The following is a 22,843-nucleotide window of genomic DNA, read 5'->3' on the forward strand; positions in this document are numbered from 1 at the left end:
ACTTCCTTGACTCACGCCGCCGCCCGCTGCCGGACACGCGGGTCGAGGATCGCGTGGCAGATGTCCACGAGGATGTTGAGCGCGAAGATCACCAGGGCGGTGAGCAGTACAGCGGCCTGCAACACCGCGAAGTCGCGCTGAAGAACCGAGTCGATCATGAGCTTGCCGATGCCGGGCCAGCCGAAGATGGTCTCGACGACGACGGCACCGTTGACCAGTCCGACGGCGAGGTCGCCCGCGACGGTGAGCGCGGGTGCGGCCGCGTTGCGCAGGGCGTGCCCGAAGACCACCCGCACTTCGTTGGCACCCTTGCTGCGCGCCACTTTGACGTACGGGGCGGAGAGCGCGGAGACCATGGCGCCGCGCACCACCTGGACCAGCACCCCGAAGGGGCGGATGAGCAGCGTGGCGACGGGCAGGACCCAGGCCGCCGCGCCGCTCGTGCCGGAGGTGGGCAGCCAGCCCAGGGTCACCGCGAAGATCAGTACGCCCATGATGGCGAACCAGAAGTCGGGGACGCTCGCGGCCGTCGAGGACAGGAAGCTCGCGATCCGGTCGGTCGCCGAGTTGGGCCGGTAGGCCGCCAGGCTGCCGATCACCACGGCACCCACGATGGCGAGCAGCATCGTCCATCCGGCCAGCTGCAGGGTGGCGGGGAAGGCCCGCAGGACCGACTCGCTCGCCGACTGGGCGGTGCGCAGCGACTCGCCGAAGTCGAGGTGGGCGACCTGGACCAGATAGTCGCCGAACTGGTTGACCAGCGGCTGGTCGAAGCCGTTGCGGGCGGAGAACTCGGCCCTCATCTCAGGTGTCGCGCTGAGCGGGAGGTACAGATTGGCGGGGTCTCCGGTGAGCCGGGCCAGGAAGAACACTCCCAGGACCACGACCAGCAGAGGAATGACACTGGAGACCGCGCGGCGACGCAGCATCGTGAACATCGGTCAGCTCCTCCCTCGGTCCGCGCGGCGCATGTCGGAGAGCCGCATCTCGTCGTTGGTGGCCGAGTCCGGCCGGTAGCGGACGTGCGAGGAGAGAGCGAGGATGCCGGTCATGTTGGCCATCACGGCGTCCCGTACGACCTCGTCGTTCTGGTGGGCGAACGCGTCCGCGAAGGCCTTCTGCCGCTTGTCGCCCGACGCGAGCTGCGCCTGCTTCGTCAGCGCGTCGAGTTCGGGGGTGCCGTAGCTGCTCTGGGCGCCCTTGCTGCCGTAGATCTGTGCCATCGTGAACGCGGCGTCTCCCGCCTGGTTGCCGTGTTGTGCCTGGAGGAGGGTGGGGCCGATTCCCTTGGGGAAGGGGCGCAGCAGGTACTCCAGCCAGGCGTTGACGTCCAGCATCTTGATCTTGACCTTCAGTCCCGCCTTGAGCAGGCCGTCCTGCACGACCTCCATCGCCTCGGCGGCCTTCGGGTAGATGCCGGTGCGGCCGATGATCGTGATGGTGGTGTCGGTCGGTACTCCGTCGGCGCGGGCCTCGGCCACCAGGCTCTTGGCGCGCTTCGGGTCGTACGGCCACGGCTTGACGCGCGGGTTGTATCCGGTGACGCCCTTCGACACGAGCTGGCCGCTCGGCCGCCCCGAGAAGACCGCCGTGACCAGACCTTCCCTGTCGATGGCGTAGTTGATGGCCCGTCGGATACGGACGTCGTCGAGAGGCGCCTTGGTCGCGTCCATCCGCACGTACGAGACCTCGTTGGTGGTGAACTCGACCGCACGGTCGCCCGCTCCGTCCTCGGGCGCGAGTCCGATCGCCACATCCGCCTCGTTGTTGGTGACCATGGCCGCACGTACGCTGCCCTCCGCGCGCCAGACGTACTTGGCCGCCGCGTAGTCGGGGGTCTCGCCCCAGTAGCCGGAGAAGCGCTTCAGGCGGAGGAAGCGGCCCTGGCTCCACTCGTCGATCCGGTAGGGACCGGTGCCGATCGGTTCGCGCACCCTGGAATCGGGGTCCGTGCTCGTCGGCACGATCTCGACGAAGGACAGGCGCAGCGGGAGGATCGGGTCTGGTTCGGCCGTGGTGACCTCAAGTGTGGTGTCGTCGACCGCCTTTGCGGTGATCTTGCTGTCGGTGAAGATGTATCCGTCGACGTTGCAGTCGATGTCCGAGTCCGTGGCGCGCTTGATGGAGAACGCGGCGGCCTCGGCCGTGAACGGAGAGTCGTCATGGAACTCGACCCCCTCGCGCAGGGTGAAGGTCCACGAAGTGGGTGAGTCACGCGTCCACTTGGTGGCGAGCGCCTGTTCCAGTTGCCCGGTGGACGGGTCCCGCTCGGTGAGCGCCTCCGTGATGTTGGCGCGCGTCACCCGGCCCGTCGCGGTGAGCGAGGCATCGCACGGCTCAAGGGTCGGAGGCTCTTCGGGCAGTACGACACGCAGGGTGCCAGGGCCTTCCCCGATGGGGTCGCCGCCGGCCACCGAGCATCCCGAGACGGCGAGCAGCACGACAACGGACGCGAGCGCGCCCGCCGTTCGCCCCCGGTGGATGCGGGTGGTCGAACGAGTGCGTACTGGGCCTGGGTCGGTCACTGTTCCTCCGCGCTGTTCTACGACCACAAACGTTGTCCACAAGGAAAAACTCGGTTTAGATATGTGGACGCTCATTATTGAGTCGATGGTGCCGAGGGCGTCAAGAGGTGTGCAGCAAGCCCTTGGCATCCGCAGGGTGGTGCGCCGTTGGAGTCTTCGTATGTGAACGACCGTGTGGGGTGAGGGCGAGACTGGGAACGTGTCCCTGTGAGGAGAACCGGCCGTGGACCGTGAACGGGTTCTTTCCTGGACGAAGGGCGAACGGCTCGGCCTCGCCGACTTTCTCGACCATCTGGAAGGCGCCGACTGGGAAACGCCATCGCTCCGCACCGGCTGGACCGTCCACGACGTGGTGGCCCACCTGACCCTGTCGACGTGCACCACGCTGCCCGGAATGGTCAAGGGGATGGTCCTGGCGCGCGGCGACTGGGAGCGGATGGAGTTCGACGCGGCGCGGCGGCCGGCGGCCGACTTCGGTCCTGCGGAACTCATCGCACAGTTCGCCGCGTATTGCGAGTATCCGTCGCTCCTCATGACGCATTTGGCGGGCCGGACGGTCCTCGACGACGAGGGATTGGAGACGCGCGTCCCTCTGCTGGCCCGCCAACTCGTGGCGATCCACGCTTTGCGACCCGCCGAGCGGCCCCGGGAGTATGTGGCGCTGACGACCGCCGACACTGTCGTGACTCCGAACGGCGCCGACGCGGAGGCATGGGCCGCGGCGATCGACGTGATCCGTAAGCCCACGCCGCCCTACGAAGGGCGGTTCCTGCACCGGGACTTCCACCCTGGCAACGTACTGTTCGACGTGGCGCCCGCACGGCCCGCAGGGGCCCGGATCACCGGTGTCGTCGACTGGGCGGCTACCTCCTGGGGCCCGGTGGATCTCGATGTGGCGCACTGCTCCACCAACCTCGCGCTGCTGCACGGCTCGGCGTGGGGTCCGCGGTTCGCCGAGGCGTACGAGGAGGCCGGCGGGGTGCCGGCCGCGACCGCGAGCGAACGGCTGTACTGGCGGGTGCGGGACGGGCTGGCGTTCTCGGGAGAAGTGCGGTTGGTGTCCCAGGCATGGCGGGAGGCAGGGAGGACAGAGCTGACGACGCGTGTCGTGGAACAGCGGCTGGATGCCTATGTCACCGCCCTGATGGACGCGCCGGGCTGAGCCAAGGCGGTCCGGGGCGCGGGCACGGAGGCGAGCGCCGGACCGCCTGCCACGTCCGGCAGCGCTGCGGATGAGTGCGGTTACACAGACGGAGGCCGATCACACCGCACGCGAAAGGAGCGCCCCCGCAGGCAAGCGCCTGCGGGGGCTTTTCGACGGATCGTTGCCGGCCCCGGAGGGGCGAGGGTCAGGCGTACGGGTCGAAGGGGATTCCGGCCGGGCTCGTGTAGTCGAGAGCCCACTGGAAGTCGCCGTCGTCGATCTTGAAGGTGGCCGAGCCGAAGTCGGCGCTGCTGAGCTTGTCGCGGTAACCGGCCGGGTAGCCCTCCCAGCCGACGAGCCGCGGGTAGAACCAGTTGCCCGTGGCGTTCTCCGCCGGCTCGTCGCTGCTGTTGGCGAAGCGGAAGCAGTGACTGGAGAGGCCGTCCTTGTGGTACACGATCTTCGGGTGGGTGCCGTCGAAGCGGATCTGCGACCGTGCGAGCGTCTGGTAGCTGTTGTGCTGGGACACCGACACGTACTGGACCTCGTTGTTGTTGATCCACACGATGACGTGTTCCCAGTCGTGGGTGTGCCCGATGGCTGCCGGGCCGAGGGTCACCTGGTCCTTCTCGAAGTAGCTGGCGTACATGACCGCGCACCAGCCGTTGTTGCACTTCTCGCGCGAGTAGGTGTTGGCGTTGTTCAGCTGGGCGGGGTCGTGGCACTTGCCGTTGACGTCGCCGCCCAGTTTCAGGCCGGGGTTGATGGTGCCGTCGGCGCCGATGGCGGCGGTGGCGTAGCAGCCGTCACTGTCGTAGTCGTAGGCGGGGGAGTAGGTCTGCTCCAGGCTGTTCGCGTTCTGCGGCAGCAGGGTCAGGACGTTCGCGTGGGCGGTCGCCGGGATCGCGACGACGAGTGTCATCGCGCCGAGTGTGCCGAGAAGGGCGTTGGCGAGGGATCTCAACTTGCGCATGGGGACTCCTACTTGAGCTGAGCGGCCGTCGTCAGCAGTACAGGTTGCTGCCCGGCGAGACGCCGAGGATCGAGGTGAAGCGGTTGTAGGCGTCCACGCGGCTCTGCACCTGCGCCGGGTTCTTGCCGTCGCACTCCAGGGAGCCGTTGATGGAGCGGATCGTCTGGCCGAAACCGGCCTGGTTGACCATGGCGTTGTGCGGGGTCATGGTGCCGGGGCCGTTCTGGGTGTTCCAGTACCAGAGGCCGGTCTTCCAGGCCACGGCGGCGTCGTTCTGCACGAGCCAGGGGTTGTTGAGGAGGTCGATGCCGAGCGCGTCGCCCGCGGCCTTGTAGTTGAAGTTCCAGCTGAGCTGGATCGGCCCGCGGCCGTAGTACGCGGCCTGCCCTGCCGGGCAGCCGTACGGCTGGCCCCAGTCGCAGTAGTGCGGGTAGTTGGCCGTGTTCTGCTCGACGATGTGGACGAGACCGCCGGTCTCGTGGTTGACGTTGGCGAGGAAGGCGGCGGCCTCCTGCTTCTTCACGGTGTCGCTGCCGGTGTTCGCGAAGCCGGGATAGGCGCTCAGCGCGGCGGTCAGGCCGCTGTACGTGTAGAAGGAGTTCCGGCTCGGGAACATCTGGTTGAACTGGCCCTCGGTGACGACGAATCCGGACGGGTTGCCGCCGCCACCGCTCGCGGGCGCGCTCCACTTCTGGTTCGCGCCGCCCGAGCAGGTCCAGATCTGCAGCCGGGTGCCGTTGGCGCTGTTGTTGCCGGTGACGTCCAGGCACTTGTTCGCAGCCGGGTTGACGATGTCGTTCGCGCCGCTGACCACCCACTGCTGGTTGGTGCCGCCGGAGCAGTCCCACAGCTGGACCGCCGCGCCGTCCGCGGTGCTGCGGTCGACGATGTCCAGACACTTGCCGAGCGCACGCAGGGTGCCGTCACCCGGGTTGGACCAGATCTGGGCGCCTGTCCCGTTGCAGTCGTAGAGCTGTACGGCGGTGCCGTTGGCGCTGCTGGCGCCCGCGACGTCGACGCACTTGCCGGCGAGCCCGGTGATCGAGCCGTCGGCGGCCTGGGCGGGCGTCACGGTGAGCAGGGCGGTGAGGACCGCGGACAGCGCGGTGAGGACCGCGAACCGGCCTAGGAAACGTGGTCTGTGCATGGCTGAGGACGCTCCTTGGGTGTAGGGGGTGGAACGGCCGTCCCCTGAGCGAGGGGACGGCCGTCGTCGGAGCTGGTGTGCTTAGGGGTACTGGGTCAGATTGGCCACGTTGGTCGTGGAGTTGGACGGGCCGCCCGTGCCGTTGACCACGTGCCGGATGGTGCCCACTCCGCCGAGGGAGACGGTCACCATGCTGGTGAAGCGCACATTGGAGTTGTTCGGCGCCTCGATGGCCCGTTCGGCGGCCACGCCCGGGTTGACGTTGAAGTAGCAGTAGCTGCCGAAGCCGTACACCTGGTGGCTGGTGACGGAGTTCGCGACCTTGTAGGCGGCGTAGCCCTGCGTGGAGCCGTTCATCCAGGCCGCCTGGTTCGGTGGGTCGTACGGCATCTCGTTCTGGTAGAAGTACGTCCGCCCGCCGTTGCCGTTCCAGATGGTCTGGTACTTCTGGTAGTGCTCGACGAACAGGCCGTACGCGGTGACGTTGTCACCGTTGACGATCAGGCCCGTGTCCCCGGTGTTGGTGGCCCAGCCGACGCCGCTGCCGTGGTCGGCGCGCCAGATCCATGTGTGGTCGGCGATGACGTTGTCGCTGTTGATCACCAGGCTGGTGGTCGCCTTGCCGACGGCGGCGCCGCCGACGCGGAAGTACACGTCGTGCAGGGACGTCGGGTTCGAGGCGTGCGAGGCGGACGAGCCCGTCGGGCCGACCTCCATCAGGGTGGGCGAGTTGGTGGTGCCCGCGTCGAAGAGGATGCCCGCTACCTTCACACCGTCGACGTCGGCCACCTTCATCGCGGTGATGCCGTTGTCCGGGATGAACGTGGCGAGGCCCAGACCGAGGACGACGGTGTCGGCGCGGTTCACCTGGAGCGTCTGGTTGAGGTGGTAGACACCCGGGGTGACCAGGAGGTTCTTGCCCGCCGCCAGCGCCGCGTTGATGTCCCCGGCGGTCGCACCCGGCTTCACGACGTAGAAGGTGTCAAGGGACAGCGAGCTGCCGGACGGGGTTCCGTTCGCCCAGCTGGTGCCTGAGGAGTTGGACCGCACGGACGGCACGAAGACCTGGTAGGCGCCGTTGCCGTCGACGTAAAGGGACGGCTTCTCCCGGCTGACCGGGGTCTGCGCGACCGTGGTGTACGGCGGGCTGGGGAAGCTGGTGGCCGGGACGCCCTGGCTGCCGACGAAGACCATGTTCCAGTTGGAGCCGGTCCAGCTGCCGAGCTGGGAGTTGCGGGTCAGCCACTGCTGCTGGCTGCCGGAGTTGACCTGTCCGTCGATCTTGGTGTCGGCGAGCAGACCGCCGCTGGACCAGCCGTTGTCGTCGAGCGCGACGTTGCCGCGCAGATGCATCCGGCGGTACGAGGCCGCCTGTGAGACCGCCCAACGGTCGGTGCCGCCGGTCGGGTTGACGGACAGGTTCTCGGCGCCGCGCCAGAAGTTCTGCGTCGCGTTGCCCTGGAACCAGTCGGCCTCGGCATGCACCGCGCCGTTGATCGTGACGGCATCCGGGGTCAGACCCAGACCCGCGACCTGGGTGTAGAAGCCGACGTTGACGTCGGCGTTGTAGGAGCCCGGCTTGAACAGGACGGCGTAGCGCTGGGAGCCGAACTGGTTCGTCTCCTGCTGCTGGAAGATCGAGTTCACCCGGGTCTGGATCGTCGACGACGACATCGACGGGTCGAAGACGACGACGTTCGGGCCGAGGTCCGGATTCGTGCCGGACTGGGTCACGGGGACCACCTGGAAGCGCTGGGCGGTGCTGCCGTTGCAGGTGTACTGCACGAACTGCACGCTGTCCGCGGTCGAGGCGCCGGGGTCGTCCAGGCACTTGCCGCTGTTGCGGTTCACGAAGTGGTAGGCGCCGCCGCCCTCGTCGACCGGCAGCCACTGCTGGTTGGTGCCGCCGCCGTAGGCCCACAGATGGACAGGCGCGTTGTCGGCCGTGGACGTGTCGGCGACGTCAACGACCTGGCCGGTGTTGTTGCCGTTGTTGATACGGACGTAGCCGTCGCTGGTGGCGGTGAAGCTCCACTGCTGGGCCGTCGAGCTGTTGCACGCGTACTGCTGAACGACGGTGCCGTTGGCGGTGGCGGCGGACCTTGCGTCCAGACATCTGCCGCTGGCGGCGTTCATGACGGTGGCGAAGCCGGTGGGCAACGCGGCGGCCGCGCTCGCCGCCGCGCTCGCGGGCGCCGGCACGGAGGTGAGCAGGGAGGCGACGGCCGCGGTGACCAGCGCGGCGGCAGTGGATCTGCGGCGGCGCTTGAGCGCGGCGGGCAAGTGGGTGAACACGGATTCTCCTTGCCGAAGGGTTCGGCGGATGGGGGGTGGGGGCCGAAGGGGCCGGCGAATGGGGGGAGTGGGGGTGGGGCTGGATCAGCCGGTGTACGCGGCGAAGACACGGGTGTAGTCCCAGTCGGACTGGCCCACACCGGAGCAGCTGTCGGCGGGGCCGCCGGTGCACGGACGGTCGCGGTTGACGGACCAGAAGGTCAGCCGGGCCAGGTGGTGTTGCTGGGCGTAGGCGAGCATCGTCCGGAAGTCGTTCACCGTGACGGTCTCGTTCTGGTCGGTGATGCCGTTCATCGACGAGATGCCCATGAGCCGGTAGGCCTGGTCGTCGCTGTAGCCGTAGGCGTTCTTCAGCGCGTTCTTGAGGCCTTCGGCGGCCTGCGTACTGAGGTTGCCCATGTTCTGGCCGACGCCGCCGAAGTTGAACGGCATGATCGTCCAGGCGTCCACGGTCAGACCGGAGGCGGCGGCCCGGTTGATCAGGCTGGTGTCGGGCCCGCTCTGGCCGGTGCCGATGGTGACGTAGACCTTCAGGCCGGGGTTGTTGGCCTTCACGGTCTTCAGGGCATCCACGGTCCGCTGCTGCACGGTCGGGCTGTTGTAGGCGTCGGCCTCCAGGTCGATGTCGATGGCCTTGAGCCCGTACGCGCTGACGACCCTCTGGTACGCGGCGGCGAGTTCGCTCGCGGTGGAGCAGGAGCTCTCCAGCTTGTTGCCGCTCCAGCCGCCGAACGACGGGACGACGTCGCCGCCGTTCGTCCGCACGGTGTTGATCGTCTGCTGGTCGACTCCGCCGGTCAGCGCCCGGCCGCCGTCCCACTGGGGGTTGCAGTAGCCGTTGCTGAGCACGAAGGCGAGGGTGAAGTACTTGACGCCGGTCGCGTTGGTGACCGTGGTCGGGTTCGGCGGGCTGCCCCAGCCGTTGTAGAGGTACGGCGCGACGGCCATCGGCGTGGACGGGTTGCCGCCGTCACCGGGAGCGGGCGCGGTCCACTTCTGGTTGGCGCCGCCGCCGCAGCTCCAGATCTGTATGCGGGTGCCGTTGGCGGAGTTGTTGCCGGTGACGTCCAGGCACTTGCCGGCCTGCGGGTTGACGATGTCGTTGCCGGAGGAGACCGTCCACTTCTGGTTGGCGCCGCCGGTGCAGCTCCACAGCTGCACGGTGGCACCGTCGGCAGTCGAATTGCCCGTGACGTCGAGGCACTTGCCGAGGGCGCGGACGGTGCCGTCGCTGCCGACCGTCCACTGCTGGGCGGCGGTGCCGTTGCAGTCGTAGAGCTGGACGGCCGTGCCGTCGGCGGAGTTCGCCCCGGCGACGTCCAGGCACTTCCCGGCGAGGCCGGTGATAGTGCCGGTGGCCGCCTGCGCGGGGGACGCGGTGAGGAGTCCGGTGGCTAGGGAGAGAACAGCGAGGGAGACAACTGCGGAGAGAGGTCTGGGCATGCGCGCAGGGGCCCTTCGTGGGGGGATGAGCAACCGAGGCACCGTTCACCTCGTGAACGCTGGATGTGTCACAGGGTGCGATGCTGAGCCGTGAACCTAAAGGTCTGGACCGCTTTCGTCAAGAAGTGAAGTAAGCTGTGAAGGAAGTGAGTTGCAGCTTCCGGCCAGGCTTCGTTCGCCCAGGGGGTGCGCGTGCCCGCCGTTCGCCCCGCGTTGGTACTCCCGCAATCCAGTGACCCTGCGTGTGCACGGAACAGCCACCTGAGCCACCCCAGTCGCACAGCCCCATGTGGTACTTCTGGCCTTCTTGCTTTCTCGGCTCGACTGCCGGCCCTGCTCGTCGACGATTCCTGTGGTGGCGCAGACGTGAACAACCGCTCCTTCGGCCATCTCCGCCGCGAAGTCTCCGTAGGCCCCGAACGGCTCCTGCTGCTCGGCGACGCCGTGTTCTCGATCGCGATGACACTGCTCGCCCTCGAGATCACCATTCCGGAGGGCCTGCCCGACTCCGAAGTCGCCCACGCCGTGCGGGAGGCGCTCCCGGCCATCGGCGCCTATCTGCTCAGCTTCGCCGTCATCGGCATCATGTGGCTGGCCCAGCACGCCCTGTTCCGGCTGATCGGGTCGCTCGACCGCTGGCTGCTCCACTTCCACTTCGCGCTCCTGGCACTCGTCGCAGCGCTGCCCTTCCCGACCCGGCTGCTCAGCGAGTACGGCGAGACGACCACGGCCACCGCCTTCTACGGGGCGTCGATCGCCGTGGCCGGCGCCCTGCTGTGCGCGATGTACCTCCGCCTGCTGGCGAAGCCCGCGCTGACGGCGACGGACACCTCTCCCGCGGTACTGAAAGAGGCGGTCCGCCGCAGCGTCCTGCTGATCCTGGTCTTCGCGACCTCGGTCCCGGTGGCCTTCTTCTCGCCGTCCCTGGCCAAGTACTGGTGGCTGCTGGCGTTCTCGGCCCGGCTGCTGTTCCGCCGCTCGACCGACACCGCCGAGGTGCGGACCGGGGAGGTCCGCTGAGCCCTCCGCCGGAAGGGCCGTGATGGGCCGTCGATCGGTCCGCGATCGGCCTGCGAATGGCCTGCGAATGGCCTGCGAATGGCCCGGAACGGCTGGTCGGCACTGGGATGCGGGTGGGGGAAACCAGGAGTAAAGACGTGTTTCGGCTCGCTGCTCGGTTCTGCGCGGCGAAGGGCGCCTGACAGGCACTTGTCCTGGTCAGACGCCCTTTTTCCTGTTCTTCCTAGAAGAAGCCCAGCTTCTTCGCCGAGTACGACACGAGGAGGTTCTTGGTCTGCTGGTAGTGCTCCAGCATCATCTTGTGGTTCTCGCGGCCGATGCCGGACTGCTTGTAGCCGCCGAACGCCGCGTGCGCCGGGTACGCGTGGTAGCAGTTGGTCCACACTCGGCCCGCCTGGATCGAACGGCCCGCGCGGTACGCCGTGTTGATGTCCCGCGTCCACACACCGGCCCCGAGCCCGTACAGCGTGTCGTTGGCGATCTTGATGGCGTCGTCGAAGTCCGCGAACGACGTGACCGAAACGACCGGGCCGAAGATCTCCTCCTGGAAGATCCGCATCCGGTTGTCGCCCTGGAAGATCGTCGGCTGGACGTAGTAGCCGCCCGCCAGCTCACCGTCGTACTCGATACGGTGACCGCCCGTCAGGACCTTGGCGCCCTCCTGCTGGCCGATGTCCATGTAGGAAAGGATCTTCTCCAGCTGGTCGTTGGAGGCCTGGGCGCCGATCATCGTCTCGGTGTCGAGCGGATGGCCGGGCTTGATCAGCTCGGTACGGGCGACCGCCGCGTCGAGGAACTCGCTGTAGTGGCCCTCCTGGACGAGCGCCCGGGACGGGCAGGTGCACACCTCGCCCTGGTTCAGCGCGAACATCGTGAAGCCTTCGAGTGCCTTGTCCCGGAAGTCGTCGTCCCGCGCCCATACGTCGTCGAAGAAGATGTTCGGCGACTTGCCGCCGAGTTCGAGCGTGACCGGCTTTATGTTCTCGGAGGCGTACTGCATGATCAGTCGCCCCGTCGTGGTCTCGCCGGTGAAGGCGACCTTCGCCACGCGCGGGCTGGACGCGAGAGGCTTGCCCGCCTCGACCCCGAAGCCGTTGACGATGTTCACCACGCCCGGCGGCAGCAGATCCGAGACCAGGCTCATCAAGTAGTGGATCGACGCCGGGGTCTGCTCGGCGGGCTTGATGACGACCGCGTTGCCCGCGGCGAGCGCCGGGGCCAGCTTCCACACCGCCATCAGGATCGGGAAGTTCCACGGGATGATCTGCGCCACGACGCCCAGCGGCTCGTGGAAGTGGTACGCCACGGTGTCGTCGTCGACCTCGCCGAGCGAGCCCTCCTGGGCGCGGATCGCCCCCGCGAAATAGCGGAAGTGGTCGATGGCGAGGGGGATGTCGGCGGCCAGTGTCTCGCGGATCGGCTTGCCGTTCTCCCAGCTCTCCGCGACCGCGAGCTTCTCCAGGTTCGCCTCCATCCGGTCGGCGACCTTGAGGAGGATGTCGGCGCGTGCGGTCACCGACGTACGGCCCCAGGCGGGAGCAGCCGCGTGCGCCGCGTCGAGCGCGCGGTCCACGTCCTCCGCAGTGCCCCGCGCGATCTCCGTGAACGGCTGCCCGTTCACCGGACTCGGGTTCTCGAAGTACTGCCCGCGGGCCGGCGGCACGTACTCGCCGCCGATGAAGTGGTCGTACCGCGCCTGGTAGGAGACGATCGCGCCCTCGGTGCCGGGCGCCGCGTAACGGGTCATGTGCTCTGCCTCCCGTGGAAGGACCGCCCGCCGTTGGACGGCTCTCGGCGCGAGGGTAGGTGCGGAGAGGTTGCAGGTACGTTGCGCCGCCGGCCTGGCTGCGAGGTCGGGCTCGTGAGCTGAGGCTTGCGGGGCGCGGGGTGCGGGGGGCGGTGCGGGCGTCGGTATGGGGCGTGGGCGTACGGAAATGAGGGTGCCGACCAGGTAGCGCTCCGTTGTTGGCGTCGGCGTGAGCGCGCCTCGTGACTGTGAGCGCGGTGGCCCTCAGCGCGGAGCCCGGTCTCGGCTCGCCGACTGCTCGGCCTCCAACTCCTCCAGGCGTGCCCGCACCGAAGGCGTCGGACGTATCGCCGCCAGCGCCCGCCACGCGTCGAGGTCGTCCTCGCCCCATGGCGCGTGCGCCCAGTCCGCCAGCAGATCCGGGTCGCGGCCGGAGACGAGCGCCGCGCGCATCCCGTCGGCGAGCCGACGGCGCAGCCGCACCACCGCCGGAGCCTGCGAACCGGGCAGCAAGGGGCCGGTATACGCCGCCACCGCCGCCGTGACCGCGCCGACCCCGAGCTTGCGCTCCACCACCTCGACGTCGGACTCGACCGGAACCGTGAGCCGATACGGCCGCGAACCGAGCACCCCCGCCCCGACGAGGCGCCGGAGGCGGGCCAGCTCCGCGCGCAACGTCACCGGCGTCACCGACTCGTCCTCGTACAGCGCGCACAGCAACTCGTCGCCGGTCAGTCCCTCGGGATGCCGGGACAGCAGCACCAGGATCTCGCTGTGCCTGCGGCTCAGGCGCGCCTTGCTGCCGCCCGCCACGAGCAGCGCCTCGTCCCGGCCCAGAGCGGTCAGTTCGAGCACGTCGGTCGTGGTCGGGGCAGGGGTGAGCAGCGCCAGCTGGGACTCTGCGGCACGGGCCACGGCCTGCACGAAACCGAGACTGTGCGGATGGGCCAGTCCGTCCCCGCCGGTGATGTCCACCGCTCCGAGCAGCCGTCCGGTACGCGGATCGTGCACCGGAGCCGCCGCGCACGTCCACGGCTGGACGCGCCGGATGAAGTGCTCCGCCGCGAACACCTGCACCGGCCGGTCGAGCGCCACCGCCGTACCCGGAGCGTTCGTGCCTACCGCCGACTCCGCCCACCGCGCACCCGGCACGAAGTTCATCCCGTCGGCCTTCTGCCGTGTCCCGGGATGGCCCTCGACCCACAGCAGCCTGCCCTGCGCGTCGCACACCGCGAGGAGGTGCTCGCCGTCCGCGGCGAACGTCCCCATGAGCTCACGGAACAGCGGCATCACCCGTGCCAGTGGGTGCTCCGCCCGATACGACCCGAGGTCCCCGTCGGTGAGCTCCACACACGCGGAGCCGTCCGGCCCCACCCCCGCCCGTGCCGAACGCCGCCACGAGTCGGCCACCACGGACCGCACCGGCCGCGGGACCGTGCCCGCCTCCGTGAACGTCTCGTGGGCGCTGCGCAGGACGCGCACTCGCTCGACGGGATCGGCACCCGGTTCCAGGGCAACCCATGGATCGGTCAACTCGGCCTCCCCGGAAGGCTGTGCGGCTGGGGACATCGTTACTCCGGCGGCGGATGCGGACAAGTGCCGCGGCCACTCCGGGTCAGGCCCCACCACAAGCCGTGGTGGCTATCGATGCTCCCTCTTTTCGAACCTCCTTCGGCTCTGTTTCGACTTTCCTCCGGCTTTCCTTCCGGCTTTCTTGGAGCTTCTTTCGACGGATCGCTGGTCAGGCGAAGTTGACGAGTCTCATGTAGCGCGTCCAGTCCCAGTGCGGGCCGGGATCGGTGTGGTCGCTGCCCGGCACCTCGTAGTGCGCGAGGATGTGCGAACGGTCCTTGGGAATCCGGTACTTGGTGCAGATCGCCGCCGTGAGCTTCGCCGACTCCTCGTACATGGCATTGGTGAAGTAAGCGGGCTTGTCCACCCAGCCCTCGTGCTCGATGCCGATGCTGCGGGTGTTGTAGTCCCAGTTGCCCGCGTGCCAGGCGATGTCGCGCTCGCGCACCATCTGTGCGACGTGACCGTCGGCCGACCGGACGACGTAGTGCGCGGACACCTTCTTCTTCGGGTTCTGGAAGATCGCCAGCGTGTCCGAGTACGTCGCCTGCGTCACGTGGATGATCACGAAGTCGACCGGATGGCTCGTCGGGCGGTTGGCGACCGTGTAGTTGGACGTGCTCGCCGGTGACCACTCGGACGGTGGGTAGTCGATCCCCTGGGGCTTCGCGCCAGCCCGGGTGGTGGGCAGTAACGCCGTGGAGAGCGTGGCGAGTGCCGCACTCTGCAGCAGGCGCCGCCGGCTGGGAAGGGCCGTGGGCAGGAACTTGGCTCGGTCCATGAGGGTGCCTCTCGGTGACAACGGAAGTGGGGGTGGAAGTTGTGAGTGGTGCGGATGCGGATGCGAAGTCGCGGTGATGGCAGTGGAGACGGTGGCGGTGTCGGTGGCAGCGGGACGACTCAACGTCCCAGCGCGGCGGCGGTTTCGCGCAGGCGTGCGTGCAGTCCCCGGTGGGTCTCCCGCTCGGGCAGCCATTCCTTGCGGAGCTTGGCGACGCATGTGTAGTTGGTGTCGCAGACATTGGCCAGCGGCGACTCGACGGTCTGGGTCGCGAACTGGTAGGCGTCCAGCTCGCTGAACCCGTAGTCCCGCACCAGCCACTGCACCAGGTCGAGTTGCGATATGCGGAACGCGTCCTCCAGCGGGCGCGCCGAACCGGTCGAGATGATGTGGGTGTCGGACTCGATACGGGGCCACGGGGTGGCGACCCCCTTGAGCAACTCGACGATCACCACGGTGTTCATCGCACACTCGACGGCGACCCCACAGGTTTCGCCCTCGCCCTGCCGCGCGTGTCCGTCACCGAGGCTGAGCAGCGCCCCTTCGACGTTGACTCCGAGATAGCAGGTGACACCGGCCCGCATCTCGGGGGTGTCCATGTTCCCGCCGTGCGCGTCCGGCACGAGAGCCGAGCGCACCTCCAGGTTGGCGGGCGCCACCCCGACGGTGCCGTGCATCGGGTCCATGGGCAGCTCGATCCGGATGTCGCTGTCGCGAGCGCTGAACAGTGCGGTGCGGCGCACCCGGTCGAGCTGCCAGATCCACACGGTCTCGGGCAGGGGAGGCTGCAGCGTGGCCGTGGTGTGCGTGGACGTGAGCGCTCCGAACAGCGGGACCGTCGTCGACGCGGCCCAGTCCCGTGCCGGCTCGATCGACACGAAGTGCACGGCGACCGTGTCGCCCGGCTCCGCGCCCTCCACATGGAACGGACCCGTCTGCGGATTGAGGAACGGGAACTCGCACACCTCGGACACCAGGTCCTTCTCCGACCGCACCCGCCCGGCGAAGCAATCCTCCGTATAGAGGTCGAGGACCGTGCCCGGCGCGATACGCGCCACGGGCGGCGCACCACCGAACGTCCAGGCGTACTCGCCGGGTTCGGGACGCACGGTGAGGATTCGCGGGTCGCTCATGGTGCACAGCTCCGTTCTGCCGAAGGGCGGCGGACAACGTCGCAGCGGCACCACGAGCACCACCACTGCGGCCATCATCCAGGCAGCGGCCACCGAATCCACGGAGGACACCGGTGCCGTCAGCCCGGACACGCCTCCGTCCGGTTCGCCCGACGGTGGCGTCTCGCGTGAATCACGGTACGGCTCTCGCCGGTTGGGGAGGAAGAACGCTCTCAGGTCCGTGGACAACGCTGTGACTGTGGATAACTCCGCCACCCACAAGGGGGATTGAGGCACCGGGACGCAGCGAGGAGAGCGCTGTGACGGAGCTGAAGACCAGACCGACAACCTCCCGAGCCCGGGTGGTCGTCCAGGAGGCCCAGGAGATCCAGGACGTCTTCGGCCGCGCCCTACGCCCCGCCGCCACCCACCGCCGCCGGATCGTCCATCACGGCCCGCACAACGGAGTGCGCGGCGCCCAGCAACGGGCCCTCGGAACCGAGCCGGGAGACGGACACCGCGCAGGCGGGTCCGGCAGTCCTGCGGGCCAACTCCTGCTCCAGCGACGGCAGCAGCCAGGGTGCGAGCCCGGACAGTGCTCCGCCCAGCACGACGGCTTCGGGGTCGAGCAGATTGACGGCGCCGGTCAGCGCGATGCCCAGAGCGGTCCCGGCGTCACGCAGGGCCCGGCGCACGTTCTTGTCGCCCTGGGCCGCCCGCTCGGCCAGCAGGCCGACGCGGTCCTCACCCGGTTCCAGACCGGCCGCGCGCAGGACTGCCTCCTCGCCGGCGTACTGCTCAAGACAGCCGCGCCCGCCGCACGCACACGCAGGCCCCTCGGGACGTACCGGGACATGCCCCAACTCGCCCGCGAAGCCATGCGTTCCGCGCAGCAGCCGCCCGTCGACGACCACCGCCCCGCCGATGCCGATCTCGGCGGAGACGTGCACAAAGTCGCGTGGCGCGGTCTCGTTGAGCCAGAGTTCGGCCAGTCCGCCGAAGTTCGCCTCGTTGTCGACGGTCAGCGGGACCTCGTCCGGGAGCAGAGCGCCGAGGTCCGTGTCGTGCCAGTCGAGATTGGGGGCGCGCACCACGGTCCGGGCGTCACGCGCCACCAGGCCGGGCACGGCGACGGCGAGTCCCGCGGGCCGCAGGCCCTCCTTGGCCGCCTCGGCGACGACCTGCCGTATCAGCCGGGTCAGTTCCCGGAGCACCGGTTCGGGCGACCGGCCGCGGTTGGTACCGTGCCGCACCGCCCGGGCCCGTACCTCGCCGCGCAGATCGACCGCGCACACGGCGAGATGATCGACGCCCACCTCCGCACCGATCCCCGCCGGACCGCGCCCGCTGAGGGCGAGCGCCGAGCCGGGCCGCCCCACCCGCCCCGGCCGCTCAGGACCCAGCTCCTCAAGGAGTCCCGAGCGGATCAGCTCGTCCACGAGGGTGGAGACCGCCGCGCGCGTGAGCCCGATGCGTGAGGCGACGGCGGCACGGGACAGTGGCCCCTCGGCGTTCACGGTGTGCAGCACCCGCGAGAGGTTGCGACGCCGCATGCCCTGTTGGGTATCGGGCAGCCGACGGCCGGGACTGCTGGGATGGGCTTCGTGCAGCGGTGCGGTCATGCCTCCGTCAGTCCTCGTCCGGCCGGTCGCCTCAGGATTGTTCTGTCCGAGCGTGCCGATCTGTCCGTGCGTGCCGATCTGTCCGTGTGCGTCGCCTCCGGAAGGGGCCGCCGGTGCTGATCGGCCCCCGCCTCATCGGGCGCGGGCATCAGCGCTGATCGGCCTCCCGCTCCAGTAGCGGGGCCGCGTCGGAGAGTACCCCGGCGATCCGCGCCAGCGCCGTCTCGTCGCGCTCCACGGCGTCCAGTACCGGCCCACGCGCCGTGTCCCAGCGCCGGGCCACCGCCGCCGGATCCTCGCCGGTCAGCACCCCGGCGGCCTGTGCGGCGGCACCGAGCGCCACCAGTTCCCTGGCCTCGGGCACCTGAACGGGCCGCCCCGACAGCCGTCGTACGGTCTCCTGCCAGGCCGTGCCCCGCGCGCCGCCGCCGATGAGCAGCAGCGGTGCCGAACGGTCCGCGTCCTCGTCGAGCACCAGGTCGAGCGCGCCGAGCAGCGAGTGGACCGCCCCGTCGTACGCGGCCTGGAGCAGCTGCCCGCGTGTCGTGTCGTGCCGCAGCCCGTGCAGCAGGCCCGAGGCGTGCGGCAGGTCAGGAGTGCGCTCGCCGTCCAGGTAGGGGAGCAGCGTCACGCTCGTGCCCGGCTCGACGGCTTCACGGTCGACGCCCAGCAGAGCGGCGACGCGGTCCACGGCGAGCGTGCAGTTGAGGGTGCAGGCCAGCGGCAGCCAGTCGCCGCGCGCGTCGGCGAAACCCGCCACGGTTCCGGTCGGGTCGGCGGGACGGCGCGTGGAGACCGCGTACACGGTTCCGGACGTGCCGAGGCTGAGGACCGGCGTGCCCGGGCGCAGTCCGAGCCCGAGTGCCGCGGCGGCGTTGTCACCGGTGCCGGGCGCGACCAGGGTGCCCTTGGAGAAGGGCAGGTCGCCGCTGTCGCGCACGGTGCCGGCGACCTCACCGGGCCGCACCACCCGGGGCAGCAGGGCGGGGTCGAGCCCCACATGGCGGAGGACCTCCTCGTCGTACGACTCCGTACCGGACGCCCACCAGCCCGTGCCCGAGGCGTCGCCGCGGTCGGTCGTGCCCAGCCCCGTGAGGCGCTCGGTGAGGTAGTCGTGGGGGAGTCGCACAGCGGCGGTCGCGCGCACGGAGTCGGGCTCGTGCTCGGCGAGCCATGCCCACTTGGTGACCGTGAAGGACGGGCCCGGCACACTGCCGGTGCGTTCGGCCCAGGCTTTCGGGCCGCCCAGCTCCTCCACGAGACGGCGGGCCTGCGGCGCCGAACGCACGTCGTTCCACAGCAGGGCCGGACGCACCGGGTCGCCCTGGGCGTCGAGCGTGACGAGCCCGTGCTGCTGGCCGCCCACGGACACCGCGGCGGCCTCGCGTGCCGCGTCCCCGCACTGGTGCAGCGCCTCGCACAGCGCGTCCCACCACTGCCGCGGATCGCTCTCGCGACCCGCCCCGGAGGAGACGGTGTGCGGTGCCTGGCCGCTCGCCACCACTTCGCCGGTGGCCGCGTCCACGACCAGGGCCTTGGTGGACTGGGTGGACGTGTCCACGCCGACGACGAGCGGACCCTCGGCTGCTGACATCGGGCTCTCCCTCTTCCGCGGCTCCGCGGGATCTGACCTGGTGTTTTCGGGGTGGATCCGGGCGCACTCGGCACGGATTCCACTCCTCGTCCCCGTTCGAGGACATCTTGTCTCTTCCCAGAGATGCCTCCGCATACTAATTTGTTAAGTGCCATGACGAAATAGTCGGAGCAAGCAAGGAGCCGCGGCATGAACTACCAGCCCACCCCCGAGGACAGGTTCACCTTCGGCCTGTGGACCGTCGGCTGGCAGGGAAGGGACCCGTTCGGCGACGCCACCCGGGCCGCCCTGGACCCGGTCGAGTCGGTGCAGCGCCTGGCGGAGCTCGGCGCCTATGGAGTGACCTTCCACGACGACGACCTGATCCCCTTCGGGTCCTCGGACACGGAGCGCGAGTCGCACATCAAGCGCTTCCGGCAGGCTCTCGACACGACCGGTATGACCGTGCCGATGGCCACGACGAACCTGTTCACGCACCCCGTCTTCAAGGACGGCGCCTTCACCGCCAACGACCGGGATGTACGCCGCTACGCCCTGCGCAAGACGATCCGCAACATCGACCTGGCCGTGGAACTGGGCGCGCAGATCTACGTCGCCTGGGGCGGCCGTGAGGGCGCCGAGTCCGGCGCCGCCAAGGACGTCCGGGTCGCGCTCGACCGCATGAAGGAGGCCTTCGACCTCCTCGGCGAGTACGTGACCTCCCAGGGCTACGACCTGCGCTTCGCGATCGAGCCGAAGCCGAACGAGCCCCGCGGCGACATCCTCCTGCCGACGGTCGGTCACGCCCTGGCGTTCATCGAGCGCCTGGAGCGGCCGGAGATGTACGGCGTCAACCCGGAGGTGGGCCACGAGCAGATGGCCGGGCTGAACTTCCCGCACGGCATCGCCCAGGCCCTGTGGGCGGGAAAGCTCTTCCATATCGACCTCAACGGCCAGTCCGGCATCAAGTACGACCAGGACCTGCGCTTCGGAACGGGCGATCTGCGGTCCGCGTTCTGGCTCGTCGACCTCCTGGAGTCGGCCGGTTACGCGGGTCCGAGGCACTTCGACTTCAAGCCGCCGAGGACCGAGGACTTCGACGGCGTGTGGGCTTCGGCCGCCGGCTGTATGCGCAACTACCTGATCCTGCGCGAGCGGACGTCCGCCTTCCGGGCCGACCCCGAGGTCCAGGAGGCTCTGCGTGCCTCGCGTCTGGACGAACTGGCGCAGCCCACCGCCGCCGACGGCCTCCAGGCGCTGCTCGCCGACCGCGCGGCCTTCGAGGACTTCGACGCCGAAACGGCCGCCGCGCGCGGGATGGCGTTCGAGCACCTGGACCAGCTGGCCATGGACCACCTGCTGGGCGCCCGGGGCTGATTCCGTTCGGCTCGCGCTCGGTTCCGTTCGGTAGCAATCGGCTTCTGTTCGGCTCCGACCGGTCGGAACCCCGTAGGAGCACGGCCGGGGACTCCTGCGCGGAAACCTCCGGAATCATGCGATCCACGCCATGAGTCCGTATCAAGTTCCGCGCAGGGGTCGCATCGTGACCGGTTCGAGGCGACTCTTGACGGTATGGCCACGCCGCCCTTACCGCCCCAGCCCCCTCGGCCGCCGGACAACACGCCTCCTCCGGGCGGCGGTGGTTTCGGCCCGCTGCCCGAAGGCTTCGGACCTCCCCCAGAGGGTTACGGCCCCCCTCCTGGAGGCCCCCCTCCCGGAGGCAACGGTCCGCCGTGGCAGGGCGGAGGAGGAGGCTGGCAGCCGCCACCGCCACCACCGCCTCCCGGGCGACCGGGCGGTCCTGGACGGCGCCGCCGGGTGCTGTTCCTCGTGCTGGCGGTGATCGTGACCCTCGGCGCCGGCTCCGCGGTCGCCCTGGTGGCCACCAGTGGTGACGGTTCGTCCGACAAGAAGTCGCCGTCGGAGAGCGACTCCCCTACCGGGAGGCTGCCGACGCCTTCGCTGAGCATCCCGTCGGAGCTGCCCAGCGAACTGCCCTCCCTGCCCACCGAGCTGCCGTCCGGCCTGCCCAGCGATGTCCCGACCGACCTGGAGTCGTTCCTGCCGTCCCTCGCGAGCGACGAGGTGCCGTACTACATGCTGCGAACCGGTGACTGTTTCAACATCGACGACACCAAGCCGGGCCAGGCCGCGAAGCGTTCGTGCCGCACGGCGCACGACGCCGAGGTCGTGAAGGTGGCCGAACTGGAAGGCACGTTCACGACCGATGCCGCCCTCAAGAAGGCGGCATCGGCTCTCTGCGCGAAGCCCCTGGACGCCAGGGCTGCCAAGCAGCCCGCAGGCACCGTGCGGGGCACCCTGGTGCAGTATCCCGACCCCACGGGGTTCAAGCTCGGCATAGACAAGGTCGCCTGCAGCCTGGCCGCGGACGTCGGGGCCGGAAAGCGCAAGCTCACCAAACCGCTGACGTGAGGCACGCGCGCGTGGAGGTGCGAAAACGCCGGGCGGGGGCGGGGATTCAGATCCCGCGCGGCAGTCGTACGTATGTCACGGTGGTCTCGATGCCGCTGTCCACCAGCCGTCCCTGGGCGTCGAAAGCCTCCGGTCCGTCCGTCATCCCGAAGTCGTTGTCGTTGATGAGCGCGAGCGTGTCGTGATCCACGCGCGCGACGCCCTCGATCTTCCCGGGAACCCCCTTCACCGCGCCGAGGTCGACGACAAGACGCTTGCGCAGGACCGGAACGCCGGAGGCCGCCGGGTCGTCGAGCTGCTCCAGGGAGGGTGACGTCGTGTCGTCGTCCCACTTGTCCCCGAGGATGTCCGCACCGCGGGTCAGTTTCACAACCTGCAGCCGGGCGGCCTTGTCGGTGCGTTCCTCGACGAGCAGCCGGTCGCGGCCGACGGCCACCACGGAGGAGATCTTCAGCTCGGAGGTGTCGTCCTCGCTCGGGTCGACCACGTTCACCGGATCGAACCGGTACGCGTACTCGGCGGTGACCGCCCGCTTCTTCGTCGAGAAGCGCAGCAGACGTGTCGTCAGCGAGGCCTCGCCCGCATCCGTGTCCGGCAGGGACAGCGGGCTCTGCACGGCCATCACCAGGTCCCCGCCCGGCAGTTGGGCGAGTCCTTCGAAGCCGCGGTTGATCTTCCGGTGCAGCAGGACGGCGGGCAGTGCCTCGACCACCCGGTAGTCCGCACCGGTCAGCGCCAGCCCCTTGGGCACGTACCGGGTGAGTATCTTCCCGTGCGCGGAGACGTGGATCAGTGAGGGCCCGTACTCGTCCACGAGCCAGAAGCTGCCGTCCTCGGCCCGCACGATCCCCTCGGTGTCCAGCCCGTTCGGGTTGTACGACAGCGGTGTCTTCGCGTCGAAGGAGTACGGCGCCTCGTCGCGCCCCTTCTGGTTGGACAGGCCTGTGACGGGCTTGCCCGAGGAGGTGGTGATCGGGATCGCGTCCAGCACCTTCACGGAGTCACCGGACACCCGGATCTTCACGATCGCCGGATCGAAGCCGGGCACGGGGAAGGTACGGCGCTTCTCGCCGGCCACCTTGATCTGGCCGTTGGGGCCCCGGTCGGTGACCGTCCAGAACTCGCCCTTGCGGCCCGCGGGGTAGATGTCGCTGCCGATGCCGCCGAGATCCACGCCCCGGTCGTCGCCCACCGTGCCCGGCAGCAGAGCGTTGCTGAACGTGCCGAGCGGAATGTCGCCGAGCGTCGCGGAACCCGTGACACGCGCCTCCCCGGAGGGCGCACCGACCGCGGTGCCCGCCACCGTGAGAGCGCCCAGCAGGGCGAGCGGCACGCCCGCGGCGACGGAACGGTGGACGCTGCGCCGGCCTGCGGCGTACGGGGACATGGGGCCTCCTGAGGCACGAATTCGGTGACAGCGGCCAGAGTTCGCCCCCGCCCCGAACGCCGTACGGCC

General features: G+C 69.5%; 17 protein-coding genes. 4 read left to right on the forward strand and 13 right to left on the reverse strand.

Translation table 11 applies throughout. The features are described 5' to 3' along the window. Positions 1 to 11: 11 nt before the first annotated feature. Positions 12 to 938, reverse strand: coding sequence for an ABC transporter permease (locus tag ACZ5VQ_RS25760; RefSeq protein WP_469106924.1), 927 nt, complete (start codon positions 936 to 938; stop codon positions 12 to 14). A 3-nt stretch (positions 939 to 941) separates the two neighbouring features. After that, the gene (locus tag ACZ5VQ_RS25765) at positions 942 to 2,525 is read right to left on the reverse strand and encodes an ABC transporter substrate-binding protein (RefSeq protein ID WP_469106925.1); all 1,584 of its coding nucleotides are present in this window, start codon (positions 2,523 to 2,525) and stop codon (positions 942 to 944) included. A 223-nt stretch (positions 2,526 to 2,748) separates the two neighbouring features. Between ACZ5VQ_RS25765 and ACZ5VQ_RS25770 the strand changes: the two genes are divergently transcribed. Continuing rightward, complete coding sequence (locus ACZ5VQ_RS25770) at positions 2,749 to 3,687, forward strand: phosphotransferase (RefSeq protein ID WP_469106926.1); 939 nt, start codon at positions 2,749 to 2,751, stop codon at positions 3,685 to 3,687. 187 nt (positions 3,688 to 3,874) lie between these two features. Here ACZ5VQ_RS25770 and ACZ5VQ_RS25775 read toward each other — a convergent pair whose 3' ends face one another. The 4 genes from ACZ5VQ_RS25775 to ACZ5VQ_RS25790 all read right to left on the reverse strand — a co-directional run bounded on the left by ACZ5VQ_RS25775 (position 3,875) and on the right by ACZ5VQ_RS25790 (position 9,527). Beyond that, on the reverse strand, positions 3,875 to 4,642 hold the full coding sequence (locus ACZ5VQ_RS25775) for an NPP1 family protein (protein WP_469106927.1): 768 nt from the start codon (positions 4,640 to 4,642) through the stop codon (positions 3,875 to 3,877). A 31-nt stretch (positions 4,643 to 4,673) separates the two neighbouring features. Beyond that, positions 4,674 to 5,789 carry a glycoside hydrolase family 19 protein gene (locus tag ACZ5VQ_RS25780; protein ID WP_469106928.1) on the reverse strand — a complete coding sequence of 372 codons (1,116 nt, stop codon included), beginning with the start codon at positions 5,787 to 5,789 and terminating at the stop codon, positions 4,674 to 4,676. A gap of 81 nt (positions 5,790 to 5,870) precedes the next feature. Beyond that, complete coding sequence (locus ACZ5VQ_RS25785) at positions 5,871 to 8,027, reverse strand: RICIN domain-containing protein (protein ID WP_469106962.1); 2,157 nt, start codon at positions 8,025 to 8,027, stop codon at positions 5,871 to 5,873. A 141-nt stretch (positions 8,028 to 8,168) separates the two neighbouring features. Further along, complete coding sequence (locus ACZ5VQ_RS25790; RefSeq protein WP_469106929.1) at positions 8,169 to 9,527, reverse strand: lectin; 1,359 nt, start codon at positions 9,525 to 9,527, stop codon at positions 8,169 to 8,171. Between the two features lie 366 nt (positions 9,528 to 9,893). Here ACZ5VQ_RS25790 and ACZ5VQ_RS25795 point away from each other — a divergent pair, with 366 nt between their 5' ends. Then, positions 9,894 to 10,547, forward strand: coding sequence for a TMEM175 family protein (locus tag ACZ5VQ_RS25795; protein ID WP_469106930.1), 654 nt, complete (start codon positions 9,894 to 9,896; stop codon positions 10,545 to 10,547). Positions 10,548 to 10,770: 223 nt separating this feature from the next. Here ACZ5VQ_RS25795 and exaC read toward each other — a convergent pair whose 3' ends face one another. The 6 genes from exaC to xylB all read right to left on the reverse strand — a co-directional run bounded on the left by exaC (position 10,771) and on the right by xylB (position 18,975). Further along, on the reverse strand, positions 10,771 to 12,294 hold the full coding sequence (exaC, locus tag ACZ5VQ_RS25800) for an acetaldehyde dehydrogenase ExaC (RefSeq protein ID WP_469106931.1): 1,524 nt from the start codon (positions 12,292 to 12,294) through the stop codon (positions 10,771 to 10,773). A 264-nt stretch (positions 12,295 to 12,558) separates the two neighbouring features. Next, positions 12,559 to 13,863 (reverse strand): GAF domain-containing protein, encoded by a 1,305-nt coding sequence (locus ACZ5VQ_RS25805; RefSeq protein WP_469106932.1) that lies wholly within the window; start codon positions 13,861 to 13,863, stop codon positions 12,559 to 12,561. A gap of 172 nt (positions 13,864 to 14,035) precedes the next feature. Next, a complete protein-coding gene (locus ACZ5VQ_RS25810; protein ID WP_469106933.1) occupies positions 14,036 to 14,647 on the reverse strand; it encodes an N-acetylmuramoyl-L-alanine amidase in 612 nt (203 codons plus the stop codon). Between the two features lie 119 nt (positions 14,648 to 14,766). Beyond that, on the reverse strand, positions 14,767 to 15,780 hold the full coding sequence (locus tag ACZ5VQ_RS25815) for an acetamidase/formamidase family protein (RefSeq protein ID WP_469106934.1): 1,014 nt from the start codon (positions 15,778 to 15,780) through the stop codon (positions 14,767 to 14,769). 389 nt (positions 15,781 to 16,169) lie between these two features. Then, a complete protein-coding gene (locus ACZ5VQ_RS25820; protein ID WP_469106935.1) occupies positions 16,170 to 17,381 on the reverse strand; it encodes an ROK family protein in 1,212 nt (403 codons plus the stop codon). A 148-nt stretch (positions 17,382 to 17,529) separates the two neighbouring features. Then, on the reverse strand, positions 17,530 to 18,975 hold the full coding sequence (xylB, locus tag ACZ5VQ_RS25825) for a xylulokinase (protein WP_469106936.1): 1,446 nt from the start codon (positions 18,973 to 18,975) through the stop codon (positions 17,530 to 17,532). Positions 18,976 to 19,164: 189 nt separating this feature from the next. Here xylB and xylA point away from each other — a divergent pair, with 189 nt between their 5' ends. Both xylA and ACZ5VQ_RS25835 read left to right on the forward strand, forming a co-directional pair. After that, the gene (gene xylA / locus ACZ5VQ_RS25830) at positions 19,165 to 20,331 is read left to right on the forward strand and encodes a xylose isomerase (RefSeq protein WP_469106937.1); all 1,167 of its coding nucleotides are present in this window, start codon (positions 19,165 to 19,167) and stop codon (positions 20,329 to 20,331) included. 441 nt (positions 20,332 to 20,772) lie between these two features. Beyond that, positions 20,773 to 21,387, forward strand: coding sequence for a hypothetical protein (locus ACZ5VQ_RS25835; RefSeq protein ID WP_469106938.1), 615 nt, complete (start codon positions 20,773 to 20,775; stop codon positions 21,385 to 21,387). A 46-nt stretch (positions 21,388 to 21,433) separates the two neighbouring features. Here ACZ5VQ_RS25835 and ACZ5VQ_RS25840 read toward each other — a convergent pair whose 3' ends face one another. Continuing rightward, positions 21,434 to 22,774 (reverse strand): esterase-like activity of phytase family protein, encoded by a 1,341-nt coding sequence (locus tag ACZ5VQ_RS25840; protein ID WP_469106939.1) that lies wholly within the window; start codon positions 22,772 to 22,774, stop codon positions 21,434 to 21,436. Positions 22,775 to 22,843: the final 69 nt, after the last annotated feature.

Source organism: Streptomyces sp. NPDC033178, assembly GCF_055577685.1.

Bases quoted from the DNA above. Each gene is read 5' to 3' on its own strand.
- ACZ5VQ_RS25760 (WP_469106924.1), bottom strand. From the start codon at position 938: ATGTTCACGATGCTGCGTCGCCGCGCGGTCTCCAGTGTCATTCCTCTG.
- ACZ5VQ_RS25775 (WP_469106927.1), bottom strand. From the start codon at position 4,642: ATGCGCAAGTTGAGATCCCTCGCCAACGCCCTTCTCGGCACACTCGGC.
- ACZ5VQ_RS25780 (WP_469106928.1), bottom strand. From the start codon at position 5,789: ATGCACAGACCACGTTTCCTAGGCCGGTTCGCGGTCCTCACCGCGCTG.
- ACZ5VQ_RS25790 (WP_469106929.1), bottom strand. From the start codon at position 9,527: ATGCCCAGACCTCTCTCCGCAGTTGTCTCCCTCGCTGTTCTCTCCCTA.
- exaC (WP_469106931.1), bottom strand. From the start codon at position 12,294: ATGACCCGTTACGCGGCGCCCGGCACCGAGGGCGCGATCGTCTCCTAC.
- ACZ5VQ_RS25805 (WP_469106932.1), bottom strand. From the start codon at position 13,863: ATGTCCCCAGCCGCACAGCCTTCCGGGGAGGCCGAGTTGACCGATCCA.
- ACZ5VQ_RS25810 (WP_469106933.1), bottom strand. From the start codon at position 14,647: ATGGACCGAGCCAAGTTCCTGCCCACGGCCCTTCCCAGCCGGCGGCGC.
- ACZ5VQ_RS25815 (WP_469106934.1), bottom strand. From the start codon at position 15,780: ATGAGCGACCCGCGAATCCTCACCGTGCGTCCCGAACCCGGCGAGTAC.
- ACZ5VQ_RS25820 (WP_469106935.1), bottom strand. From the start codon at position 17,381: ATGACCGCACCGCTGCACGAAGCCCATCCCAGCAGTCCCGGCCGTCGG.
- xylB (WP_469106936.1), bottom strand. From the start codon at position 18,975: ATGTCAGCAGCCGAGGGTCCGCTCGTCGTCGGCGTGGACACGTCCACC.
- xylA (WP_469106937.1), top strand. From the start codon at position 19,165: ATGAACTACCAGCCCACCCCCGAGGACAGGTTCACCTTCGGCCTGTGG.
- ACZ5VQ_RS25840 (WP_469106939.1), bottom strand. From the start codon at position 22,774: ATGTCCCCGTACGCCGCAGGCCGGCGCAGCGTCCACCGTTCCGTCGCC.